The 20,616-nt window shown below is 64.6% G+C and carries 17 protein-coding genes and 1 tRNA gene; 13 read left to right on the top strand and 5 right to left on the bottom strand.

The genetic code is table 11. From position 1 onward, the window contains the following. Positions 1-176 precede the first annotated feature (176 nt). Positions 177-983, top strand: a complete 807-nt coding sequence (locus JEY66_RS00445) for an undecaprenyl-diphosphate phosphatase (RefSeq protein ID WP_016839973.1) — start codon at positions 177-179, stop codon at positions 981-983. Between the two features lie 183 nt (positions 984-1,166). On the opposite strand, the gene JEY66_RS00450 is transcribed toward JEY66_RS00445, so the two are convergent. Beyond that, on the bottom strand, positions 1,167-2,138 hold the full coding sequence (locus JEY66_RS00450; RefSeq protein WP_018269295.1) for a complex I NDUFA9 subunit family protein: 972 nt from the start codon (positions 2,136-2,138) through the stop codon (positions 1,167-1,169). A gap of 146 nt (positions 2,139-2,284) precedes the next feature. Between JEY66_RS00450 and JEY66_RS00455 the strand changes: the two genes are divergently transcribed. Beyond that, positions 2,285-2,371 (top strand) — tRNA-Leu (locus tag JEY66_RS00455). 470 nt (positions 2,372-2,841) lie between these two features. Here the strand turns inward: JEY66_RS00455 and JEY66_RS00460 are convergent. Then, complete coding sequence (locus JEY66_RS00460) at positions 2,842-3,369, bottom strand: flavin reductase family protein (protein WP_026192042.1); 528 nt, start codon at positions 3,367-3,369, stop codon at positions 2,842-2,844. Between the two features lie 129 nt (positions 3,370-3,498). Beyond that, positions 3,499-4,749 (bottom strand): styrene monooxygenase subunit StyA, encoded by a 1,251-nt coding sequence (gene styA / locus JEY66_RS00465; RefSeq protein ID WP_016841259.1) that lies wholly within the window; start codon positions 4,747-4,749, stop codon positions 3,499-3,501. A gap of 93 nt (positions 4,750-4,842) precedes the next feature. Between styA and JEY66_RS00470 the strand changes: the two genes are divergently transcribed. Beyond that, positions 4,843-5,739 carry a LysR family transcriptional regulator gene (locus JEY66_RS00470; RefSeq protein WP_016841257.1) on the top strand — a complete coding sequence of 299 codons (897 nt, stop codon included), beginning with the start codon at positions 4,843-4,845 and terminating at the stop codon, positions 5,737-5,739. Positions 5,740-5,796: 57 nt separating this feature from the next. On the opposite strand, the gene JEY66_RS00475 is transcribed toward JEY66_RS00470, so the two are convergent. Next, positions 5,797-7,065, bottom strand: coding sequence for an MFS transporter (locus tag JEY66_RS00475; RefSeq protein WP_016841255.1), 1,269 nt, complete (start codon positions 7,063-7,065; stop codon positions 5,797-5,799). A gap of 440 nt (positions 7,066-7,505) precedes the next feature. Between JEY66_RS00475 and JEY66_RS00480 the strand changes: the two genes are divergently transcribed. The 8 genes from JEY66_RS00480 (at position 7,506) to ptsN (ending at position 17,298) form a co-directional block, all read left to right on the top strand. Then, positions 7,506-10,289 carry an autotransporter family protein gene (locus JEY66_RS00480; RefSeq protein WP_129964797.1) on the top strand — a complete coding sequence of 928 codons (2,784 nt, stop codon included), beginning with the start codon at positions 7,506-7,508 and terminating at the stop codon, positions 10,287-10,289. A 230-nt stretch (positions 10,290-10,519) separates the two neighbouring features. After that, on the top strand, positions 10,520-11,134 hold the full coding sequence (locus JEY66_RS00485) for a ribonuclease D (protein WP_016843549.1): 615 nt from the start codon (positions 10,520-10,522) through the stop codon (positions 11,132-11,134). A 154-nt stretch (positions 11,135-11,288) separates the two neighbouring features. Continuing rightward, on the top strand, positions 11,289-12,017 hold the full coding sequence (lptC, locus tag JEY66_RS00490; RefSeq protein WP_018269292.1) for an LPS export ABC transporter periplasmic protein LptC: 729 nt from the start codon (positions 11,289-11,291) through the stop codon (positions 12,015-12,017). 5 nt (positions 12,018-12,022) lie between these two features. Beyond that, on the top strand, positions 12,023-12,745 hold the full coding sequence (locus JEY66_RS00495) for an LptA/OstA family protein (RefSeq protein ID WP_026192041.1): 723 nt from the start codon (positions 12,023-12,025) through the stop codon (positions 12,743-12,745). 342 nt (positions 12,746-13,087) lie between these two features. After that, positions 13,088-14,074: an LPS export ABC transporter ATP-binding protein gene (lptB, locus tag JEY66_RS00500; protein ID WP_018269289.1), complete on the top strand. Its 987-nt coding sequence runs from the start codon at positions 13,088-13,090 to the stop codon at positions 14,072-14,074. Between the two features lie 90 nt (positions 14,075-14,164). Beyond that, complete coding sequence (gene rpoN, locus JEY66_RS00505; RefSeq protein WP_016843545.1) at positions 14,165-15,820, top strand: RNA polymerase factor sigma-54; 1,656 nt, start codon at positions 14,165-14,167, stop codon at positions 15,818-15,820. 185 nt (positions 15,821-16,005) lie between these two features. Next, complete coding sequence (gene hpf / locus JEY66_RS00510) at positions 16,006-16,605, top strand: ribosome hibernation-promoting factor, HPF/YfiA family (protein ID WP_016843544.1); 600 nt, start codon at positions 16,006-16,008, stop codon at positions 16,603-16,605. A 231-nt stretch (positions 16,606-16,836) separates the two neighbouring features. After that, positions 16,837-17,298, top strand: coding sequence for a PTS IIA-like nitrogen regulatory protein PtsN (gene ptsN, locus JEY66_RS00515; RefSeq protein WP_016843543.1), 462 nt, complete (start codon positions 16,837-16,839; stop codon positions 17,296-17,298). Between the two features lie 214 nt (positions 17,299-17,512). On the opposite strand, the gene JEY66_RS00520 is transcribed toward ptsN, so the two are convergent. Beyond that, the gene (locus JEY66_RS00520) at positions 17,513-18,151 is read right to left on the bottom strand and encodes a TetR/AcrR family transcriptional regulator (protein ID WP_050383465.1); all 639 of its coding nucleotides are present in this window, start codon (positions 18,149-18,151) and stop codon (positions 17,513-17,515) included. Positions 18,152-18,480: 329 nt separating this feature from the next. Between JEY66_RS00520 and JEY66_RS00525 the strand changes: the two genes are divergently transcribed. Next, a complete protein-coding gene (locus JEY66_RS00525) occupies positions 18,481-19,284 on the top strand; it encodes an SDR family NAD(P)-dependent oxidoreductase (RefSeq protein ID WP_016843541.1) in 804 nt (267 codons plus the stop codon). 36 nt (positions 19,285-19,320) lie between these two features. Then, complete coding sequence (locus JEY66_RS00530) at positions 19,321-20,451, top strand: DUF5938 domain-containing protein (protein WP_016843540.1); 1,131 nt, start codon at positions 19,321-19,323, stop codon at positions 20,449-20,451. Positions 20,452-20,616: the final 165 nt, after the last annotated feature.

Here is a 20,616-nt window from a genome sequence, read left to right on the forward strand (position 1 = left end):
TCTATGTCGCGTCAGCACGCAAACCGGTAGCCATCCCCGCAGATGGTGCGGGTCACAAAAACGCTATAGCTCAGCAAATCGGCCGGGTAACCCATTGTTTGACGATTTTTTGCGATTGCGGCCAATGTGCGAATAAGCGAGAAGAATCCCGTTTTCCACACAGGGCAGGCCACAACATGATGACGGATATGCTGCGGGCGGTGATTCTCGGCATCGTCGAGGGCGTCACGGAGTTCCTGCCGGTCTCCTCGACAGGCCACCTGCTGCTTGCGGAGCGCTTCTTCAATCTGGGCGAAGGCAATTTCTGGAAGAGCTTTGCGATCCTGATTCAGCTCGGCGCGATCCTCGCGATCGTCGCGCTCTATTTCGTCAGATTGTGGCGCGTGGCGCTCGGCATGTTCACCAATCCCGACGACCGCCGCTTCGTGATCGGCGTGCTGGTGGCGTTCCTGCCCGCGGTCGTGATCGGCCTGATCGCCGGGAAATACATCAAGGAGTTCCTGTTCAATCCGTGGGTGGTCTGCTTCACGCTGATCGTCGGCGGCGCCGTGCTGCTGTGGGTCGATCAGCTCGATCTCAAAGTGTACGAGGACGATGCGACGCGCTTCCCGCTGCTGATGTATTTCTGGATCGGCGTCGCGCAGTGCCTGGCGATGATTCCCGGCGTGTCGCGCTCGGGGGCCAGCATCGTGGCGGCGATGCTGCTCGGCGCCGACAAGCGCTCAGCGGCGGAGTTCTCGTTCTTCCTCGCGATCCCGACCATGGTCGGCGCGTTCGCCTATGATTTCTACAAGAACCGGGCTGACTTCACCTCCGACAATCTCAGCGTGATCGCGGTCGGCTTCGTGGTGTCGTTCATCACCGCGATGATCGTGGTGCGGGCCTTCCTCAACTTCGTCACCCGCCGCGGCTTCGCCTTCTTCGCCTGGTGGCGCGTGATCGTCGGCACGCTCGGCCTGATCGCGCTGGCGATGGGACGGTAAGGAACAGCTCTCACCGCGTCAGCGGTCTTCACCTCTCCCGCTTGCGGGGGAGGTCGGATTGCATCGCAGATGCAATCCGGGTGGGGGCTCTTTCCACACCAAGAGAGTCGTTTTGCGGTGAAACCCCCACCCCAACCCTCCCCCGCAAGCGGGAGAGGGGGCGCAGTCTTTCCGCGGTAACGCCTACGCGCTCTTCTTCTGGAACTGACCCGCCGCGCGGAAGCGCCAGAGATATTGCGGGGCGATCGCTTCCATCGAATCCGGCGAGATACCGAGGCCTGCGAAGGTCAGGCCGGCGGCCTTGGCGGCGTCGGACACCACATTGTCCGAACGCAGCATCGCCACCTGGTCCGGCGTCAGTGTGAACGGCCCCGGCGCGAACTGCAGGAAGTACGACTGGAACTTGGCGAGGCCGAACGGCAGCGGCGCCAGCATGCGATCGCGCTGGATGATCTTGAGGATGATCTGCATCACCTCGCGCATGGTCAGCACTTCCGGCCCGCCGAGCTCGTAAGTTGCGCCCTGCTTCGCCTTGCCGTCCACGGCATCGGCCACGGCGTTCGCGACGTCGCCGACATAGGCCGGCTGCACGGTATTGACCCCGCCGCCGACCAGCGGCAGCACCGGCGACATCCGTGCCAGCGCCGCAAACCGGTTGGTGAACTGATCCTCGGGCCCGAACAGCAGCGACGGCCGCATGATGGTGGCCTGTGGCAAGGCCGCCAGCACCGCCGCCTCGCCCTCCGCCTTGGCCCGGAAATAGCTCGAGGGCGAATCCGCGTCGGCCCCGATCGCCGAGACATGGACCATCCTCCGCCCACCGGCAGCAGCCGCCGCCTTGGCGATGGTCTCGGCGCCCTTCACCTGCACCGCATCGAAGCTCTGCCCGCCGCCCTCGGCCAGGATGCCGACCAGGTTGATGGCAATATGCGAATCACGCATCGCCGCCTCGACCGAGGCCGGGTAGCGCACATTGGCCTGGACGGCATGGATCTGTCCGACACGGCCGAGCGGCTGCAGGTGGCCGGCCAGTTCAGGCCGCCGCACCGCGACTCGGACGCGGTAATCGCGCTTGCAGAGCGCCCGGACCACGTTCCGCCCCAGAAAACCCGATCCGCCGAAGACCGTGACGAGCGTGTCCAGGTTCGATGCCATGGGGTGATTCCTGTGGGATTCGAGAGCGATTGACGTGGGTTAACCGTCTGGCGATACGCCATCGGCCTTATCCTGTACAGGGTATTTGAATTTCCAATCGCGAATTTGACAAGCGCGCAACCGATCCTTACTAAGCCGCTCCACATGCCCAGGTGGCGGAATTGGTAGACGCGCTGGCTTCAGGTGCCAGTGGCTTAACGGCCGTGAAGGTTCGAGTCCTTTCCTGGGCACCACCCCCTTTTTAAGCGATTGAAATCGCTCAGTATCCGGAGGGTGGGTGCGGCGAAGCCGTCACCCAGCGAGGGTAGAGGCGAGACAGCGATTATACCGTTGGCCCCCATTTCTCGTCGTTAGACGCGACGGACGTAATCTCGTTCGATCCAAATCGAGTGCATGTAGCTGGACTCCTCGACCTTCGAGTTCGACCAGGCGTCCTCTGAGATCGACGATCGGAAAAATGGCGGCCGAGGCACTTCACGAATAACGCCTGCCTCTCTATGTTTCCGGCAGCGCTTTTGGAATTGCTACGACTTCGACTCTGTTCCCGATCTTCATTCCAACACCTTTGAACGGGCTTTTGAGACGAGCTTAGCGCATCCTGCTCAGCTGGCGCTCGCGATCGTTCTCTCGTCGGCCGCCGCTCCAGTGCGCTGCAATTTTCGGGTGCTCCAGGGGTCGTCGAGCAAAGCCTTCGCGCTTCGCCTTAGATCGCCCATCCGTCGGCGGGATAGGCGACGGTCTCCGCGGGCATGATCGCCGCACCGAGCCCGTTGCAGAATCGGCTGGAATAGAAGGTGAGCGGGGAACCGTCTCGCTGCCGGCACCAGCGGACCTCGCCAATGAACAGCGTGTGGTCGGCGACGTCGATTGATCGGACCACGTCGCAAGCGAACTGGGCGATCGCTTGCGACAGGACGGGAAATTCTTCCCGTTTGACCAGCGATGGCGAGCCTTCGGCCCGCGGCCCGCCGGAGAAGTGCGCGCAGAGTGCGAGATCTTCCGCGTGAAGGACATTCACGGCGTAACGCTTCGAATCCATGATCGCCTGCCAGGTCCGCCCTCGCATCACCGACACCAGCACGGTTGGCGGTTTGGTGGAGACGGGTGTGAAGCTGTTGGCCGTCATGCCGACCGGAGTGCCGTCGCGGTCGATGCTCGCCACGACTGTCACGCCTGTGGGGAATCGCGCAGCGGCCGCCCGGAAGCTCGCCGGATCGGGATGCGGGTTCATCGATGGCGCTCCATGGCGAAACGGCAAGAGGTCGCGCCTTTCGGCGTGTGGCTCGAGAGATGGTTTGTCGGCACGCGGACGCGGCCTGGCGCAAGTGGACCGTACGGCCGGCTCGCGATCATTGTTGCGTCAGGCGGCGAGCGGCGCGCGCCTGTCGATCCAAGCGTGGATGCGCTTGTCGGTCGCGACACGATCCCACTGGCGCTCCGGGTAGTTGAAATTATCGGTGAACTCGTCGCAGAGCTCTCGGTCCTGCGCCATGGTGAGGATCAGCCGACCCATCGCCTCGGACGGCGGCCGCAGCATCAGATTCGTCCAGCGCGCAGCCGCGAACACGCGATTTTCGCGGGCACGATCCACCTCCTCAACGAAGCGAGCGTCGAAGGCCACCGTTTCCACGATCGCCTTGCCGAGTTCGAAGGCGGCGTAGGAGGCGATGTTGGCGCCTTGGCCCATCAACGGGTCGACCACTGAATGGACGTCGCCCAGCGCGACGGCGAATTTCTCGCCATCGAAGGCGACCGACGATTGCCGCACGGTCGGCACCACTGCGCCCTGCAGCAGGTCGAGCGGCTGGGCAAGCCCGAAGCGATGGGTGTCGATCCGGTTGTAGGTGTGCGGATGATGCTTTTCCAGCTTGTCGAGAATTGTCTGACGGAAGGCTGCAGGGTCCGCGTCGTAGCTCAGCGAGACCAGATCGGCCATGTCGCCGCCGGGAATGTTCTCCATCAGGAGCGCGGTCTTCATGCCGTTGAATGACAGCGTCGGAATGACGATCATCTCGCCATGCCCGGGCGACACCGAGAGCGTGACACCGCGCGGGTCGTCACCGTCCGGGCTGCCGTGATCGACGCCGTCATAGAGGCCCACGCAGAGCAGGCGCTGTGGCTGGCTGTAGGGGGACAACTCCGGCCGATGGGTGAACATTCGCCCGAGCGCACCCTTGCCGGTCGACACGACGAGAAGGTCAAAGCGTGAAACCAGAGCCGGGATGTCGTCGTCCTGGATGCTGGCATATTCGATGCTGCCGCCGCGATCCTCGAAATCCTTCATCAGCGCGGGCAGGTACATGCGGTAATCCACTGCCCGGCTCGGCTTCTTGAACGCGCCGCGAAACAGCAGCCCGTTGCCTGGGAAGTTAAAGAAATGGTCGTGGTGGTGGTAGATCGTGGCCGCGTCATCCCAATGGTTCACGCCTAGCTCGTTCTCACGCGCGATGGTGACGCTGTGGTGGGCGACCGTGTTCATCAGCCGTGCCGAGGCGTACTGCTCCGGAGTGCGGTCGGTCAGCACCGTCGCCTGGATTCCATGCTGTTGCAGATAAAGAGCCAGATGCAGGCCGCCGATCCCGGCGCCGACGATCCCGATCGATTTGTTCATTGTTGATCCTCCCTGGTTGCCGAGAAGCTAGACCGGATCGACTGTGTTCTTGTAGGGAATGATAAGAATATTACAAATTCCTGGGAGGAATGCATGGATCGGATCGATGCGCTGCAAACCTTCATTCGGGTGATGGAGGCCGGCAGCTTCAGCCAGGCCGCGAGCGATCTGGGCCTCGGACAGCCGGCCATCAGCAAGCGAGTGGCGCTGCTGGAGGCGGAGTTCGGCTGCCGGCTGTTTGTCCGCACCACGCGCAAGGTTCGTCCGACGCCGGAGGCCGATCGCGTGCTCAAGCTCGCCAAGGATATCGTCGCGCTGTTGGAAAGTGCCAGCACGCCGGCGCAGAGCCGGGTTCGCAGTCCGTCGGGGACCTTGCGGATCACCGTGCCGACCTCGTTCGGTCGTTATTTTTTCCGCGGCATCTTCGCAGAATATCTTTACCGCTATCCCGACGTGCGGCTCGACGTGAGCTTCACCGAGCAGTTCGTCGACCTGGTGGAGACCGGGACGGAGCTGGCAGTTCGGATCGGAATGCTGAACTCCAGCTCGCTGGTGGCGCGGCGGGTCGGCACCATCAAGCGCCTCCTGGTGGCGGCCCCTTCACTGCTCGCACGGCATCAGGCCCCGCTCCTCCCCGACCATCTGCGCCGCATGCCGAGCATAACGTATTCGCGCTTGTCCCCGCGGAATCAGTGGACGTTCGAAGCCGAGACCGGCCGCCATGTGGTCGAGATCGCGCCGTCCATGAACTGCGACGACGCCGACGTGATGACGCTCGCGACGGTTGAGGGGCTCGGCGTCGCGGTGCTGCCAACCTGGTGCGCCGTCGAACACATCGCCGCAGGCCGGCTTGTTCATCTGCTGCCGGATTATGCGGTACCATCGCTACCGATGCATCTCGTCTATCCTGACCCGCATTGGATGTCGCATCGCGCGAGACTATTCCGCGATCTGATCATTGAGCGTGCCGACATGTTTGCGATTGGCTGAACACGTCGGCCGATGCTTGGAATTTGAGAGCGCTGGCGATCGCCGCCGCCCCTGCCGTCACACGATCCGCCGGCCCGCGCGTCGCGCGATCGGCCGCTGGACGAAATACATCGCGATCATCGAAATAATGGTCGTTGCGACGACGATATAGCCCAGCCGGTCGAAATGCAGCAGCGAACCGTCGGGATTTTCCGCGATGATCGCCGCCGCAAAGACCGAGCCCAACCCGCCCGACAGCTGCTGCACGGATGCCGAGACCGCGCTGAACGATCCGCGCTGGCTGGCGTCGGGGATTGCCGACATCAGCGCCTGGGACGGGATCATGCGCGAGAAGATGCCGATGAACATCAGCACGTTGACCACGATCGCGGTCAGCAGCGAGACGTGGCCGAGGTTGGTGTAGATCAGCACCATGATCACGGTCACCACGCAGCCGAATGCGAAGGTCGGATATTTGCCGAACGCATCGCTGGCGCGGCCGACCAGCGGCCCGATGATGATGCTGAACAGGCCCGAGACGAGATAGATCGTCGGCAGGTGGACGATGTCGATGCCGAGATTGTGCACGGTGAAGGCGCTGCCGAACGGCATCAGCATGAAGCCGCCGGTCGCGAGCAGCGTGGTCACCAGGAAGGCCAGCGTGTAGCGCGGCTGCCCCACGGTTGCGATCAGATGGCGGAACGGATTGCTGTCGTGCTGCAATTTGAGATGGGCATCGACCGGCTGCATCGCGATCGCAATCGCCGCGATCGCGGCAATCGACAGGCCGACGATGGCCACGAAGCAGATGTGCCAGTTCCAGTGATTGGCCAGGAACAGGCCGGCCGGAACGCCGAGCACCTGGCTCGCGGCGAACGCCGTCTGCAGGACGCCCATCGCGCGGCCGCGCTGTTGCAGCGGGAACAGGTCGGTGACGATGGCAAGCACGACGGAGCCGATCACCCCGCCGAAAATGCCGGTCACGATGCGGCCGAGCAGCAGCACGTGAAAGTTCTGCGCCAGCGCGCAGAGCACGGTGCCGAGCACGAAGCCGACATAGAAGAACAGCAGCAGCCGCTTGCGGTCGAAGCGATCGGCAAAGCCGGCGGCGAGGACGCCGGAAATGCCGGCCGCGAACGCGTAGGCCGAGACCGCGACGCCGAATTGCCCGGCCGTGATGTTCAGCGACGGCATCAGGATGGCGCCGAGTGGCGACATGATGATGAAATCGAGGATCAGCGTGAATTGCGTGAAGGCCAGCAGCGCGATCAGGAACGATTGGTAGCGCGAAAAGCCGCGCTCCTGCTGGTCGTCGTCGATCGGCGCGGCGATGGTCTGGTCGGACATAAGGCTCATTTCATTGGAAGGCGGGTTCGGGCTGGCAACAGATAGGGTGGGCGCGGGACGATTTCATGGGGCGCGGGGGCAACAGTTCCATCGAAATCGAAAGCGCGCGGGCAATTGCCTGGTGGTGCGCATCACGCCGAGGTCGGCAAGGGATGGGGAGAGCGGGACGTCCGGCGCCCAACGGCAATTGTTTCCGGTTGTATCGACTAATAACTGCAACGGGTGAATGCTGTACTTCACAACCTTGAAAGCGTACGCACGTCAAGGATGTGAATCGTGCTGATGCATCTCACGGTTCCGTCTGTGGCGACCGCGCAACAGGTCGCTGCAAATCGTTTCAAGCTTGAACGGAGCGGATCGGCGGAAGCCGAGAGCGGGGCGGGGGGTAGCAGATGGCGCGAGGCCGGGGCTCGGCTTCACGCCGACGGTGGAGTAAGGGCATGGTTTCCTCGCGGCTCGCGGCGATCCTGTCGTGCACGGCCTTAAGTGGCGGTTGCCTGTTGTCCGCTTCGCCGGCGTTTGCGGCCTGCGACAGCCTCGCGCCAGCGAGCGGGCAAACGGTAACCTGCTCGACCGCCGCGCCGAATCCCTCGCCGACCGGCGTGCAGGCCGTTGCCGGCAGCTCGAACGTCACCGTGAACGTGCTGCAGGGCGCCGGCATCACGCCGGGCGCCGGAGCGACCGCGATCGGCCTTGTCTCCAGCAGCGCCGCCACCAACAACGGCACGCTGAGCATCAGCGGCGGTGGCACCGGCATCTTCGGCAGTGGCGACGGCAATGTCTTCACCAACGGCGCGTCGGGCGTGATCACGACCTCGGGCGCCGGCAGCAATGCGATCGCCGCCAGCAGCAACGGCAACACGCTGATCAACAACGGCACGATCACGACGCAGAACGGCACCTCGCGCGGCCTTGCCATCACCGGTCTCACGCAGCACAACAACAACACGCTGATCAATACCGGGACGATCACCACCCAGGGCCCGCAATCGCACGGCCTTTATGTGCAGACCGGCGACAGCAACACCTTCACTAATAGCGGCACCATCACCACGGCCGGCGCAGGCGCCCGTGCGATCTTCTCCGCCGGCCAGTTTGCGACCATCACCAATACCGGCACGCTGCTGACGACCGGTGGCGATGCGGGCGGCACCGCCAACAACACCGTGTTCATGCAAGGCAATGCGGGCGTCCTGCGCAACAGCGGCACGATCGAGGCGCGCGGCGTCAATGCCGACGGCGTGTTCTCCAACACCGCCGGATCGTCGTTCACCGCACGCATCGAGAACCTCGCGGGCGGCAAGATCATCAGCCAGGCGGGACCCGCAATCCGCACGCTCAACGGCGCCACCACCATCGTCAATGCCGGCCTGATCGCCGGCAACGGCGGCACGGCGCTCGCGGGCGGCGGCGGCGCGGTGACGATGATCCTGCAAACAGGTTCACAGATCGTTGGCCTTGCCGACGGCGGCGGCGGCGGCAACCAGGTGCGGCTGCAAGGCAGCGGCACGGTCGACAATGCGTTCGCGCGATTCCAGACGCTGACGATGGAAGGTAATGACTGGACCTGGGCCGGTACCGGCACCTTCGCCAACACCTTCATCAACAGCGGTTCGCTGACGCTGCAGACGTCGCTGACAGGCAATGTGTCGATCGCGGCCGGCACCAGCCTGCTGGCGGGCAACGGCGCCAATCCGTCGATCACGCCGTTTCCGGGCGGACCGCCGATCACCGTCACCAATGCCGGCGTGATCAATCTGACCAATGGCGGCGCCACCGCCGCGAACAGCCTGACGATCGCGGGCAACTATGTCGGCAATGGCGGCGGTCTCTATCTGCGCACCGTGCTCGGCGGCGACGGGTCGCCGTCGGATCGGCTCGTCATCTCCGGCGGCAATGCGTCGGGCTCGACCGCGGTGACCGTCACTAATGCCGGCGGCGCGGGCGCGTTGACCACCGCCGACGGCATCATGGTGGTGCAGGCCGTCAACGGCGGCACCACGGCTGCGGGCGCATTCGGTCTCTCCAACGCCGTCGTGGCGGGCGCGCACGAATATCTGCTGTTCCGCGGCGGCGTTTCCGCCGGCAGCGCCAACAACTGGTATCTGCGCTCGACATTGTTGCCCGGCACGGCGTCGCCTGCGCCGCCGGCTGCGCCTGCACCGGCGCCGCCTTCATCGCCCAATGTGGTGCCGCCGCCTCCGGGGCTGCCCGCGGAGGATCTGTCGTCGCTGACGCCGCCGCCGGCAGGCGCTGCGCCGGTCCAGCTCTACCGCGAAGAGGTGTCGGTCTATTCGGCGTTGCCGCAGGTGGCGCAAAAGCTCGGGCTGGCGACGCTCGGCACCTTCCATCAGCGCCAGGGCGATCAGGCCTTGCTGACCGGCGGCGGCGAACAGCCGGCGGCGTGGGCGCGTGCCTATGGCTCGCACAGCTCGCAGAGCTGGGCCGGCACGGTCAGCCCCGCCTTCGACGGCACCATGGCCGGCGTGCAGGTCGGCGTCGACATCCTGCGCTTCCAGTCCGCGCCCGAGCATCATGATCGCGCCGGCTTCTTCTATGCGTATGGCTGGGCCAGCGGCAACATCAACGGCTTCGCGCTCGGCCTCAACGACGTCCGCACCGGCACGCTCTCGATCGACAGCCAGAATATCGGCGGCTACTGGACCCATGTCGGCCCGTCGGGCTGGTATGTCGACGCCGTGCTGATGGGCAGCTTCTACGGCGCAAGCCCGCAGTCGGATCGTCAGGTCGGCGCGCGGGTGTCGGGCACCGGCGTCGCTGCATCGCTGGAAGCCGGCGCACCGATCCCGCTCAACAGCTTTCTCGCGATCGAGCCGCAGGCGCAGCTGATCTGGCAACGGCAGTCGTTCGACAGCTTCAACGACATGTTCTCGAGCGTCGCGCTCGGCAGTGCCGATACGCTGACCGGGCGGCTCGGCGTGCGCATTCCGGCAACCTTCGTCGTCGGCACGGCCGAACTGCGTCCCTATCTCGAGGCCAATCTCTGGCACACCGCCGCGAATGACCGCAGCATCGCGTTCGCGACGACGGACCTGATCGGCGTGCAAAGCCGTGGCACCGCCGTCGAGATCGGCGCTGGCGTCTCCGCGCAGCTCAATCGCACGATCAGCGCCTATGCGAGCGCGGGCTACACGACCTCGGTGGACAGCCTCCATCGCGAGGATATCACCGGCCGCTTCGGCCTGCGCGTCAGCTGGCAGTGATGACGCGCCCTCGCGGGGGCGCGCGGCGGGGATAGCAACCCATTGTCTCCGCTGCACAATGGCGGTACACCCTGAACGATCTGTGCCGGAACAATTGAGGATTCCCGCTGCCCGTGTCCGGTCCTGACCGGCCCCGATGCCGGTGCGATCCGAAGACTGGCGCATGCTCGCCTGTCGGCGGATTGGACGGTAGTTTATTCCGACGGCGATTCGACGAGGTTTTTGACAGCATGACCATCCGCCTGCATCGCGGCGACCTGCCCGATCTGTCCCGCTACACCGACTCGGTGGCGATCGACACCGAGACCATGGGATTGCATCCGCACCGTGACCGGCTCTGCGTGGTGCAGATGTCGAACGGCGACGGTACCGCCGACGTGATCCAGATTCCGAAGGGCCACACCGATTCGCCGAACCTGAAGGCGCTGCTCGCCAATCCCAAGATCACCAAGATCTTCCATTTCGCACGGTTCGACGTCGCGGTGCTCTACAACACGTTCGGCGTGATGCCGACGCCGGTCTATTGCACCAAGATCGCCTCGCGCCTGTCGCGCACCTACACCGATCGCCACGGCCTGAAGGATCTGGTGCGCGAGGTGCTGAACGTCGAATTGTCGAAGCAGCAGCAGTCGAGCGACTGGGGCGCGCAAAGCCTCAGCGAGGCCCAGCTCGCCTACGCCGCCTCCGACGTGCTGCATCTGCATGCGCTGCGCGACAAGCTGAATGTCATGCTCGCGCGCGAGGGACGGACAGACCTCGCCCAGGCCTGCTTCGACTTCCTCCCCACCCGCGCCAGGCTCGATCTCGACGGCTGGGAGGCCGAGGACATTTTCGCCCATTCATGATGTGCGCCGAATTCGTCGCGGCCGGGGCAGTTCCGCCCCGTTTCGGCCAAACTGTTCACGCGTGGTCCGGTGCGGGGGGCGCGAGGCGAGGTCCGGGCTGCATATTTGGGCGGCTCCGGCTAGAATAGGGCAGTTTCGCGCCTCTGGAGCTCAGGTGAATTCGGTTCAGAATCCAGCCTATGTCACGGGCCTCGAGGCGCGCTTCGCCGCCGCCGCGCGGCACAGCCGCATGGTGCGGATCCTGCGCGTCGCGGTGCCCGCGATGGTCGGGCTGGCGATGGCCGTGATCATCTATATCGCGCTGTTCAATCCGTTCCACGACCTGATCCCCAAGCTGCCGCTCGAGATGGATAATCTCGTCGTGTCCGGCACCAAGATCACGATGGAAGCGCCGCATATCGCCGGCTTCTCCAACGACGGACGGCCTTACGAAATGTGGGCCAAGGCGGCGATCCAGGACGTCACCGATCCCGACCATGTCGAGCTGAAGACGATCCGCGCCAAGGTGGCGCAACAGGATCAGTCGACAGTGACAATGGATGCGCGCACCGGCTTCTTCGACAACAAGAAGCAGCTGCTCGACTTGCGCCAGGACATCTTCCTGCAGTCGTCCACCGGCTATGAGGCCCGGCTGACGCAGGCCTTCGTCGACATCAACAAGGGCAACGTGTCGTCGGACGAGCATGTCGACGTCAAGCTGCTCGACGGCACGCTCACCGCCGACAGGCTTCGGATCTACAACAGCGGCGAGCTGGTGCGGTTCGAAGGCAATGTCGTGATGAATCTCGACAAGCTCGGCGACAACAATGCCGCCCCGCCGGCCGAGCCCGCTCCACCGCCGCCGCCGTCACCGAAGCCGCGCAAATCCGCCAACACGAAATGATTTTGATGATGAGACGTTTTCCGCACGGCATGGCAATTGCGGCGTTCCTGTTCGCTCTTTTCGCCGCGAGTGCTTCGTTCGCGCAGGGCTCGATGAGCGGCGTGCCCAACGCCATGCAGGGCTTCTCGCAGAACCGCGACCAGCCGATCCAGATCGAGGCCGCCTCGCTGGAAATGCGCGACAAGAAAAAGGAGGCGACCTTCGCCGGCAATGTGAAGGTCGTGCAGGGCGACACCACCATGACGTCAAAGACGCTGGTCGTGTTCTACGAGGATAAATCGACCCAGGCGCCGGCGCCCGCCCCGACCGGCACCAAGGGTGCAGCCGCCAAGGGCGCCGCACCGATGCAGTCGGCAACGCCCGGCCCCGGCGGCGCCTCCTCGATCAAGCGGCTGGAGGCGAAGGGCAATGTCGTCGTGACCCAGAAGGACCAGGTCGTCACCGGCGAGACCGCGATCTTCGACACCAAGACCAATTTGATCACGATGCTCGGCGGCGGCGGCAGCCAGGTGGTGCTGACCCAGTGCCAGAATGTGCTGCGCGGCGACCGCCTTTTGGTCGACATGACCACCGGCGTCTCGCGCGTCGAAGCCGACAATGGCAAGGTGCAGGGCCTGTTCATCCAGTCGCCGGGCGGACAGAGCGGCAAGTGCGGCACGCCGGCCGCCCCCGGCTCAGCCCCGGCCCCGTCGCCGCTGCAGCTGATTCCGGGCGGCAAGTCCAAGTAAGTCTCACGTAAGGTCAAGCAGAATCAATTGGTTAGATAATATTCTGCGGCCGCGAGGTTGAAGCCGGCGGGGCGAGACTGTATCTACTGCAGCGGCCCGGCCGAACAATGCGCCTCGAGGGGGATTATGTCGGCCGGGACAGGGGCATCCATTCATTCAAGGCGCGGGTGATCGCGCTTTGCCGTGTTGTTCGAGCATGATCTCCGCGCAAACGCGTCCGCTTTTGTCGCGCGGGAAGGCCGGTATTCCGATTTCCGGCTCATGCTTGCGGCTTCGCATGCGAATCGATCGATGCGCAGGCAAGGTCGCGGGATCACCGTGAAAGGCTGAAGCGAAGCGGGGATGGTGGATTTTCTCGGCATGTTCCGGCGGCGCTCTGCGAAACGCAATACCGGATTTGCGCGCTCGCATGACGACATCACGGCGCTCGGCGACGAGTTCGGCGAGATGCTGACGTCTCCGGTGCGTGATGCGCCGCCGATGGCGCGCGCCGCGTCGGCTCCCGGCGTCGAGCTGCCGCGATCCCAGCCGGCAGCAGCGCCCGCACCGGCGCGTGCCAGGCCGGCCAGGAACAGCGCGCCCGCCGCGCCGCAGCTGATCAAGCGGCCGGGTTATCTGGCTGTGCATAGCGTGGAAAAGAGTTTTGGCAGCCGCCAGGTCGTGCGCGGCGTCAGCATCTATGTGCGGCGGGGCGAAGCGGTCGGCCTGCTCGGGCCCAACGGCGCCGGCAAGACCACCGTGTTCTACATGATCACCGGGCTGATTAAGGCTGATCGCGGCGCCATCGAGCTCGACGGCCACGACGTCACCAAGCTGCCGATGTACCAGCGCGCGCGCCTCGGCATCGGCTATCTGCCGCAGGAAGCCTCGATCTTCCGCGGCCTGTCGGTCGAGCAGAACATCCGCGCCGTGCTCGAGGTCGTCGAGCCCTCGAAGAAGAAGCGCGAGCACGAGCTGGACTCGCTGCTCGACGAGTTCAACATCACGCGGCTGCGCAAGAGCCCGTCGATCGCGTTGTCCGGCGGCGAGCGCCGGCGCGTCGAGATTGCGCGTGCGCTGGCGACGCGCCCGAATTACATGCTGCTCGACGAGCCGTTCGCCGGCATCGACCCGATCGCGGTCGGCGACATCCAGGACCTCGTCCGCCATCTCACCAACCGCGGCATCGGCGTGCTCATCACCGACCATAACGTCCGCGAGACGCTCGGCCTGACCGACCGCGCCTATATCGTCTATGCTGGTGAAATCTTGACTGAGGGAAGCCCGGAGGAGATCGTTAATGATCCCGATGTCCGTCGGCTTTACCTTGGCGAGGAATTCCGCCTCTAGCGCTATTTTCCGATCCGTCAAGCCGTGTACAAGGGCTTCGGACTAATATAAGCAAGAATCGAGCCAACTTTTAAGGTCGATCTTGTCTCCATGGCGCTGACGCAAAGACTAGAGTTCCGCCAGTCGCAGTCGCTGGTGATGACGCCGCAGCTGATGCAGGCGATCAAGCTGCTGCAACTGTCGAACCTGGATCTGTCGGCCTTTGTCGAGGAAGAGCTGGAGCGCAATCCGCTGCTCGAGCGGGCGGCCGACGGACCGGAGCCGCCGGTGGCGGGCGAGCCCGCCATGGAGCGGCCGGATTACGGCGATTCCGATGGTTCCAGCAGCTATGGGGACGATGGCGACGCTTCCGACATGGCCGCAGGCCCAGGCGGCGAGGCCGCCTTCGAGCCCGGCCAGGAGGAATGGCTGAACCGCGATCTCGGCAGCCGCGCCGAGATCGAGCAGACGCTCGATACCCGCCTCGACAACGTGTTTTCCGAGGAGCCGGCGGAAGCGGCGGCGCGCGCCGCTCAGGATGCACCGCCGTCGGTCTACACCGAATGGGGCGGCGGCGCCTCCAGCGACGACGAGTACAATCTCGAAGCTTTCGTGGCCGCCGAGCTGACGCTTGCCGACCACCTCGCCGAACAACTCGCGGTGGCGTTCTCGGCGCCGGCGCAGCGCATGATCGGGCAGTATCTGATCGACCTGGTTGACGACGCCGGTTACCTGCCGGCCGATCTCGGTCAGGCCGCCGAGCGGCTCGGTGCGTCGCAGCAAGCGGTCGACGAGGTCGTCGCGGTGCTGCAGAAATTCGACCCGCCGGGCGTGTGCGCGCGAAACCTGAGCGAATGCCTCGCGATCCAGCTGCGCGAGCTCGATCGCTACGATCCGGCGATGCAGGCGCTGGTCGAGCATCTCGACCTGCTCGCCAAGCGCGACATCGCGGCCTTGCGAAAGCTCTGCGGCGTCGACGACGAAGACATCACCGACATGATCGCCGAGATCCGCCGGCTCGACCCGAAGCCCGGACTGAAGTTCGGCACCGCGCGGACGCAAACCATGGTGCCTGACGTCTATGTGCGTCCGGGTCCCGACGGCGGCTGGCATGTCGAGCTCAACAGCGACACTCTGCCACGCGTGCTGGTCAACCAGTCCTATTACGCTGAGCTGTCGAAGACGATCCGCAAGGACGGTGACAAGTCGTACTTCACCGACTGCCTGCAGAATGCGACCTGGCTGGTCCGCGCGCTCGATCAGCGCGCCCGCACCATCCTGAAGGTCGCGACCGAAATCGTCCGCCAGCAGGATGGCTTCTTCACTTATGGCGTCGCGCATTTGCGGCCGCTCAATCTGAAGGCGGTCGCGGACGCGATCCAGATGCATGAATCGACGGTGTCGCGCGTCACCGCCAACAAATACATGGCGACCAATCGCGGCAGTTTTGAATTGAAGTATTTTTTCACCGCCTCGATCGCGTCGGCCGACGGTGGCGAGGCGCATTCGGCCGAAGCGGTGCGTCACCACATCAAGCAATTGATCGACGGCGAGGCGCCGTCGGCAATCCTGTCCGACGACACGATCGTGGAACGTTTGCGCGCCTCGGGCATTGATATCGCCCGCCGCACCGTCGCGAAGTACCGCGAGGCGATGCGGATACCATCCTCGGTGCAGCGACGCCGTGACAAACAGAGCATGCTCGGTAATGCCCTTTCGGCCCCTGCCTCCTCATCCGACCGGTCGCGCGATACGGCCCCCGTTTAGGTTACTTCTTGAGCGTGACCCCGTCCGGGTACGGACTGGGCCATGCGCTCGTTGCGTTCGCGCCAAATCGGGATAGTCTCAATCTTTCCAGGTCGAGCGTCGTCCAGAAGGGGAGGTAACCGGAAGCCCAGCAAGCATCATGCTCCTGCAAGAGTGATCGCGGCATCCAGCAATTGAGGCATCAAATGACCCTTCGAATCTCGGGAAAGAGCATCAGCATCGGCGAGGCGCTTCGCGCGCGCGTCAGCGAGCGCACCGACGAGGTCCTGCGAAAGTATTTTGATGGCAACTATTCGGGTCACATCACGCTGAGCAAGGATGGCTTCGGCTTCCGAACCGATTGCGCGCTGCATCTGGATTCCGGCATCACGCTGGAAGCCGAATCCAATGCCGCCGACGCCTATGCCAGTGCGGACGCCGCGCTCTTGATGATCGAGAAGCGTCTGCGCCGCTACAAGAGCCGGCTGAAGGATCGTTCCGCCCGCAAGACCTATGCCGCGACTGCCGCGCTTGCCGAATTGAACGGCGTCGGGCTCGACGCGCCGAGCTACGTCATCGAGGCGCCCGAGAACGAGGACGAGGTCACCGAATACAGCCCGGTGATCATTGCCGAGGCAACCACCGCGCTGAAGCGGCTGTCGGTCAGCGAAGCCGTGATGGAGCTCGATCTGACGGGCGCCTCCTGCCTGGTGTTCCAGCATGGCGGCAGCGGCCGGTTGAACATCATTTACCGCCGTACGGATGGCAATGTCGGCTGGGTCGATCCGCCGGCGGTGAGCCCTTGAGGATAGTTGGCAGATGGCATTGACGTCCGGAGCCAGCCCTGCTTATGGTCCGCCGCCTCCAGGAACAAGGGAGGCGGAACAGGGTTCGCAGGTGTTGGCACCGCCGATACGTTGGAGTAGAAGCCCTGCCAACCGGACCCGGGCTAAGCCCGCATCCCACCTCATCTTCTTGACGCCGCCGCTGTAAAGCCTATTTCGCAACCTGACGGTCATTCACCTCGGAACGTCCCAATGCCGATTACCGATTTGGTCGCACCCGAGGCGATTCTCCCGGCTTTAAAAGTCATCAGCAAGAAGCAGGCGCTGCAGGAACTTGCCGCGCGTGCCTCCGCTCTGACCGGGCAGAATGAGCGCGCCATCTTTGAGGTGCTGCTGCAGCGCGAGAAGCTCGGCACCACGGCGGTCGGCTATGGCGTCGCCATTCCGCACGGCAAGCTGCCCAAGCTGGAGAAGCTGTTCGGCTTCTTCGCCCGCCTCGAGCGCCCGATCGATTTCGAGGCGATGGACGGCCAGCCGGTCGACCTGATCTTCCTGCTGCTGGCCCCCGAAGGCGCCGGCGCCGACCATCTCAAGGCGCTGGCGCGGATCGCCCGCCTGCTGCGCGACCAGGACGTCGCCAAGAAGCTGCGTGCCTCGCGCGACGCCCAGGCGATCTACTCGGTGCTCGCATTGCCGCCGGCGAGCGCGGCGTAATCATCCGAATTCGCGAATTCGTTTTCGCGCCATTGTCATCAGAGCGCAGCCAGTGCGTCACGCGCTGGCGTGCGCCAATGCGTTGTCGATCGTTCAGGCCCCGTAGCCCGGATGAAGCGAAGCGCAATCCGGGGCTACTCTAACCGCGGATAGTTCAGTCCCGGATTTCGCTTCGCTCCATCCGGGCTACGAAGCTGCATGCTTCGCAAGTCTCTCAGCAGATCGTCGGCAGCAGACGGCGGACCTCGTCGAGCAGATCGGGGATAGCCTTCTCGTCATTGGCGAGATGCCGGAGCAGCGCGCTCTGGAACAGGCCGTCGAACAGCGCGTACAGCGCAGCCGGTGACGATGCCGGCCGCTTGTTGCCGAGCTCGGCGTAGCGCGTCGCGATGCGCCAGATCATCGCTTCCAGGCTCTTGTCGATCTCGAGCACATCCTTGCGGAACGCGGGCTCGAACATTGCCTGCGAGCGCAGATCGTACCAGAGCCGATGCATGCGCGCTTCGTTCTCGAGCGTGGCCGCGAGCTTGGCGAGGAAGCCTTCGGTCAATTCGTCGCGGCTGCGTGCTGTCGTCACCACCTCGTCATAGCGCGTCACGCATTTCGCCTTGTAGTGGCGGACGCAGCAGCAGATCAGGTCGAGCTTGTCGCTGAAGTAGTAGTGAAACACGCCGTGCGTGAATGCGGAGTTCTGCGCGATCTCGCGCAGGCTGGTGCGTGCGAAGCCGAGCTCGCCAAGCGTTTCCAGCGCGGCCTCCGCGAGCTCGACGCGACGCGCGTTGAACTTCTCGTCGCGCAGCGCCTCGGCCGCCACAGCCACGCGTTGGGCCGCCCCTGTCGCTTGCCGCGCCATTCCGTGCCTTTCCTCTGCTTCTTCCCTCAAGCGACTATACCGCGGCGACCGCGGCGCGCTCCATCTCTTCACAACCACCCTCTTTGACACTTGTCAAATTGAGACTTGACAAGTGTCAAGTTCCTGGACGAGGGTTGGTCCAATAATTTGGACAACCGTCAAGACGGCTGACCAATCGACAAACCAGGAGGAAATGCACCGCCGGGGCGCGCCAACGCTGCGCCCTGCCGACGCCGGCCGCGACCATCAATGCGCTTCAAATGCGCAGGCCCCCGGCCCACGCTGCCTCAGCACCACCATCAATCGGCAAGCAAAGGGAGGACTACGTCATGAGTGGGAAGAGCCTTGAAGGCAGGAAAGCCCTGGTCACCGGCGGCGCCCGGGGGATCGGCGCGGCGATCGCGCAGGCACTGGCGCGGTCCGGCGCCGCGGTCATGATCGGCGATATTCTCGACGACGCCGGCAAGGCCAGCGCCGCCGAGATCGCCAAGGCCGGGGTGAAGACCGGCTTCGTCAAGCTCGACGTCACTGACGATGCGCAATGGGAGCGGGCCGCCGCAGCGACGGTCGAAACCCTCGGCGGCTTCGACATCCTGATCAACAATGCCGGGATCGAGATCACCTCGCTGGTCGCCGACATCAAGGCCGAGGACGCGCGCCGCATGTGCGACGTCAACATCGTCGGCACCGTGCTCGGCATGAAGCACGCCTTCCGTGCGATGCGGCCGGGCGGCGCCGCGGGCAAGGGCGGCGCGGTCGTCAACATCGCTTCGGTCGCGGCGACGATCGCCTTTCCGAGCATCGCGGTCTATTCCGGCACCAAATCCGCGGTCGACCGCATGACGCGCGTCGGCGCGATGGAAGCCGGCAAGCTCGGCTACGGCGTGCGCGTCAACTGCATCTATCCCGGCCTGATCCCGACCGACATGGGCCTGCAGCTCGCCAATGACATCGTGAAGATCGGTCTCGCGCCCGACGTCAACGCGGCGGTCGGCTCGGTGGTGGAGCAGACCCCGCTCGGCAAGCTCGCCGAGGTCTCCGACATCGCCGACGCCGCCGTGTTCCTGTGTTCGAACGATGCGCGCTTCATCACCGGCATCGGCCTGCCGGTCGACGGCGGCATGGGCATGTAGCAACAAGGCTGACAACAAGCATTTCGGAGGATCGCAATGAGCGAGAAGAAGCCCGTCATCGTCTATGGCGCTTCCGGCTATACCGGCCGGCTGGTCTGCGAATTTCTGCGCGAGTACAACATCCCCTTCATCGCCGCTGGCCGCAGCGCCGAGAAGCTCAACGCCGCGATGAAGTCGAACGTGGCCGGCATCGAGACCGCCGACTACGAGGTCGTGTCGGTGCCGCACACCGTGGCCGCGCTGACCGAATTGTTCAAGGGCGCGTCGGTGGTGCTCAACACTGTGGGCCCCTTCGCCAAGTTCGGCGGCGAGGTGGTACAGGCCTGCCTGGCTGCCAGGTGCCACTATACGGACACGACCGGCGAGCAGGACTGGCTGATCACGCTCGAACATGAGTTCGGCACGAGGTTCGCCAATGCCGGCCTGCTGCTGGCGCCGGGCATCGCGCAGATGTACACCACCGGCGAGATCGCTGCGCAGCTGTGCCTGGAAACGCCCGGCCTCGACACGCTCGACATCGCCGTGTTCTGGGGCGGCAGCCCGACCATCGCCTCGACGCAGACCATCCTGGTCAACGCCGCGATGGCCAAGGCGTACTACCTGGAGCAGAACAAGTACGTCGAGCATCAGCCCGATGCCGGCCTCTACAACCTCGCCATCCCCGGCCAGCACGAGCTGGCGCTGGCGCTGCCGTGGGGCGGCACCTCGCACCCGGTGTGGTTCAAGCAAGATCCGCGCGTGGCCAATGTGAAGGTGCTGGGCGGCGTGTTCAATCGTGCGCTGATGCTGGGCGTGCCGCAGATCGTCGCCGCCGCGCTGGAGGCGACCAAGGACATGAATCCCGACGATCGCTACGCCGCGTTGGCGCAGACCGCTGCCGGCGTGATGAACACCATGCCGCCGCGCGAGAACCCGCGCGTCAACAAGTCGCTGGATTCGGTGTATGCCTCCGGCCCGCTGGGGCGCGCGCACTGCGTCATCTACGGCAACAGCAACTACAAGCAGACCGGCATGCTGCAGGCCTATGCTGCCGCGCACCTGCTGCAGCAGCCGCCCAAGCGCGTAGGCTTCGCCTCCGGCTGTCAGGCGTTCGGCCATCGCGAACTGCTCGGGCAATTGCGCAGTTTTGGGCTGGTCGGCAAGCCGGTCCTGACCGTGCATGATTGAGCGACGCGGCTGCGACCGCGATCGTTCTTCACCTCTCCCCGTTGGGGAGAGGTCGATTTGCGCAGCAAATCGGGTGAGGGGCCGCGGCTCCGATGATGGGCCGTAACCCCTCACCCGGCGCTACGCGCCGACCTCTCCCAAGGGAGAGGTGGACTTCCGTCGCGA

The organism is Bradyrhizobium elkanii USDA 76 (genome assembly GCF_023278185.1).
In the GTDB taxonomy this organism is placed as follows: domain Bacteria; phylum Pseudomonadota; class Alphaproteobacteria; order Rhizobiales; family Xanthobacteraceae; genus Bradyrhizobium; species Bradyrhizobium elkanii.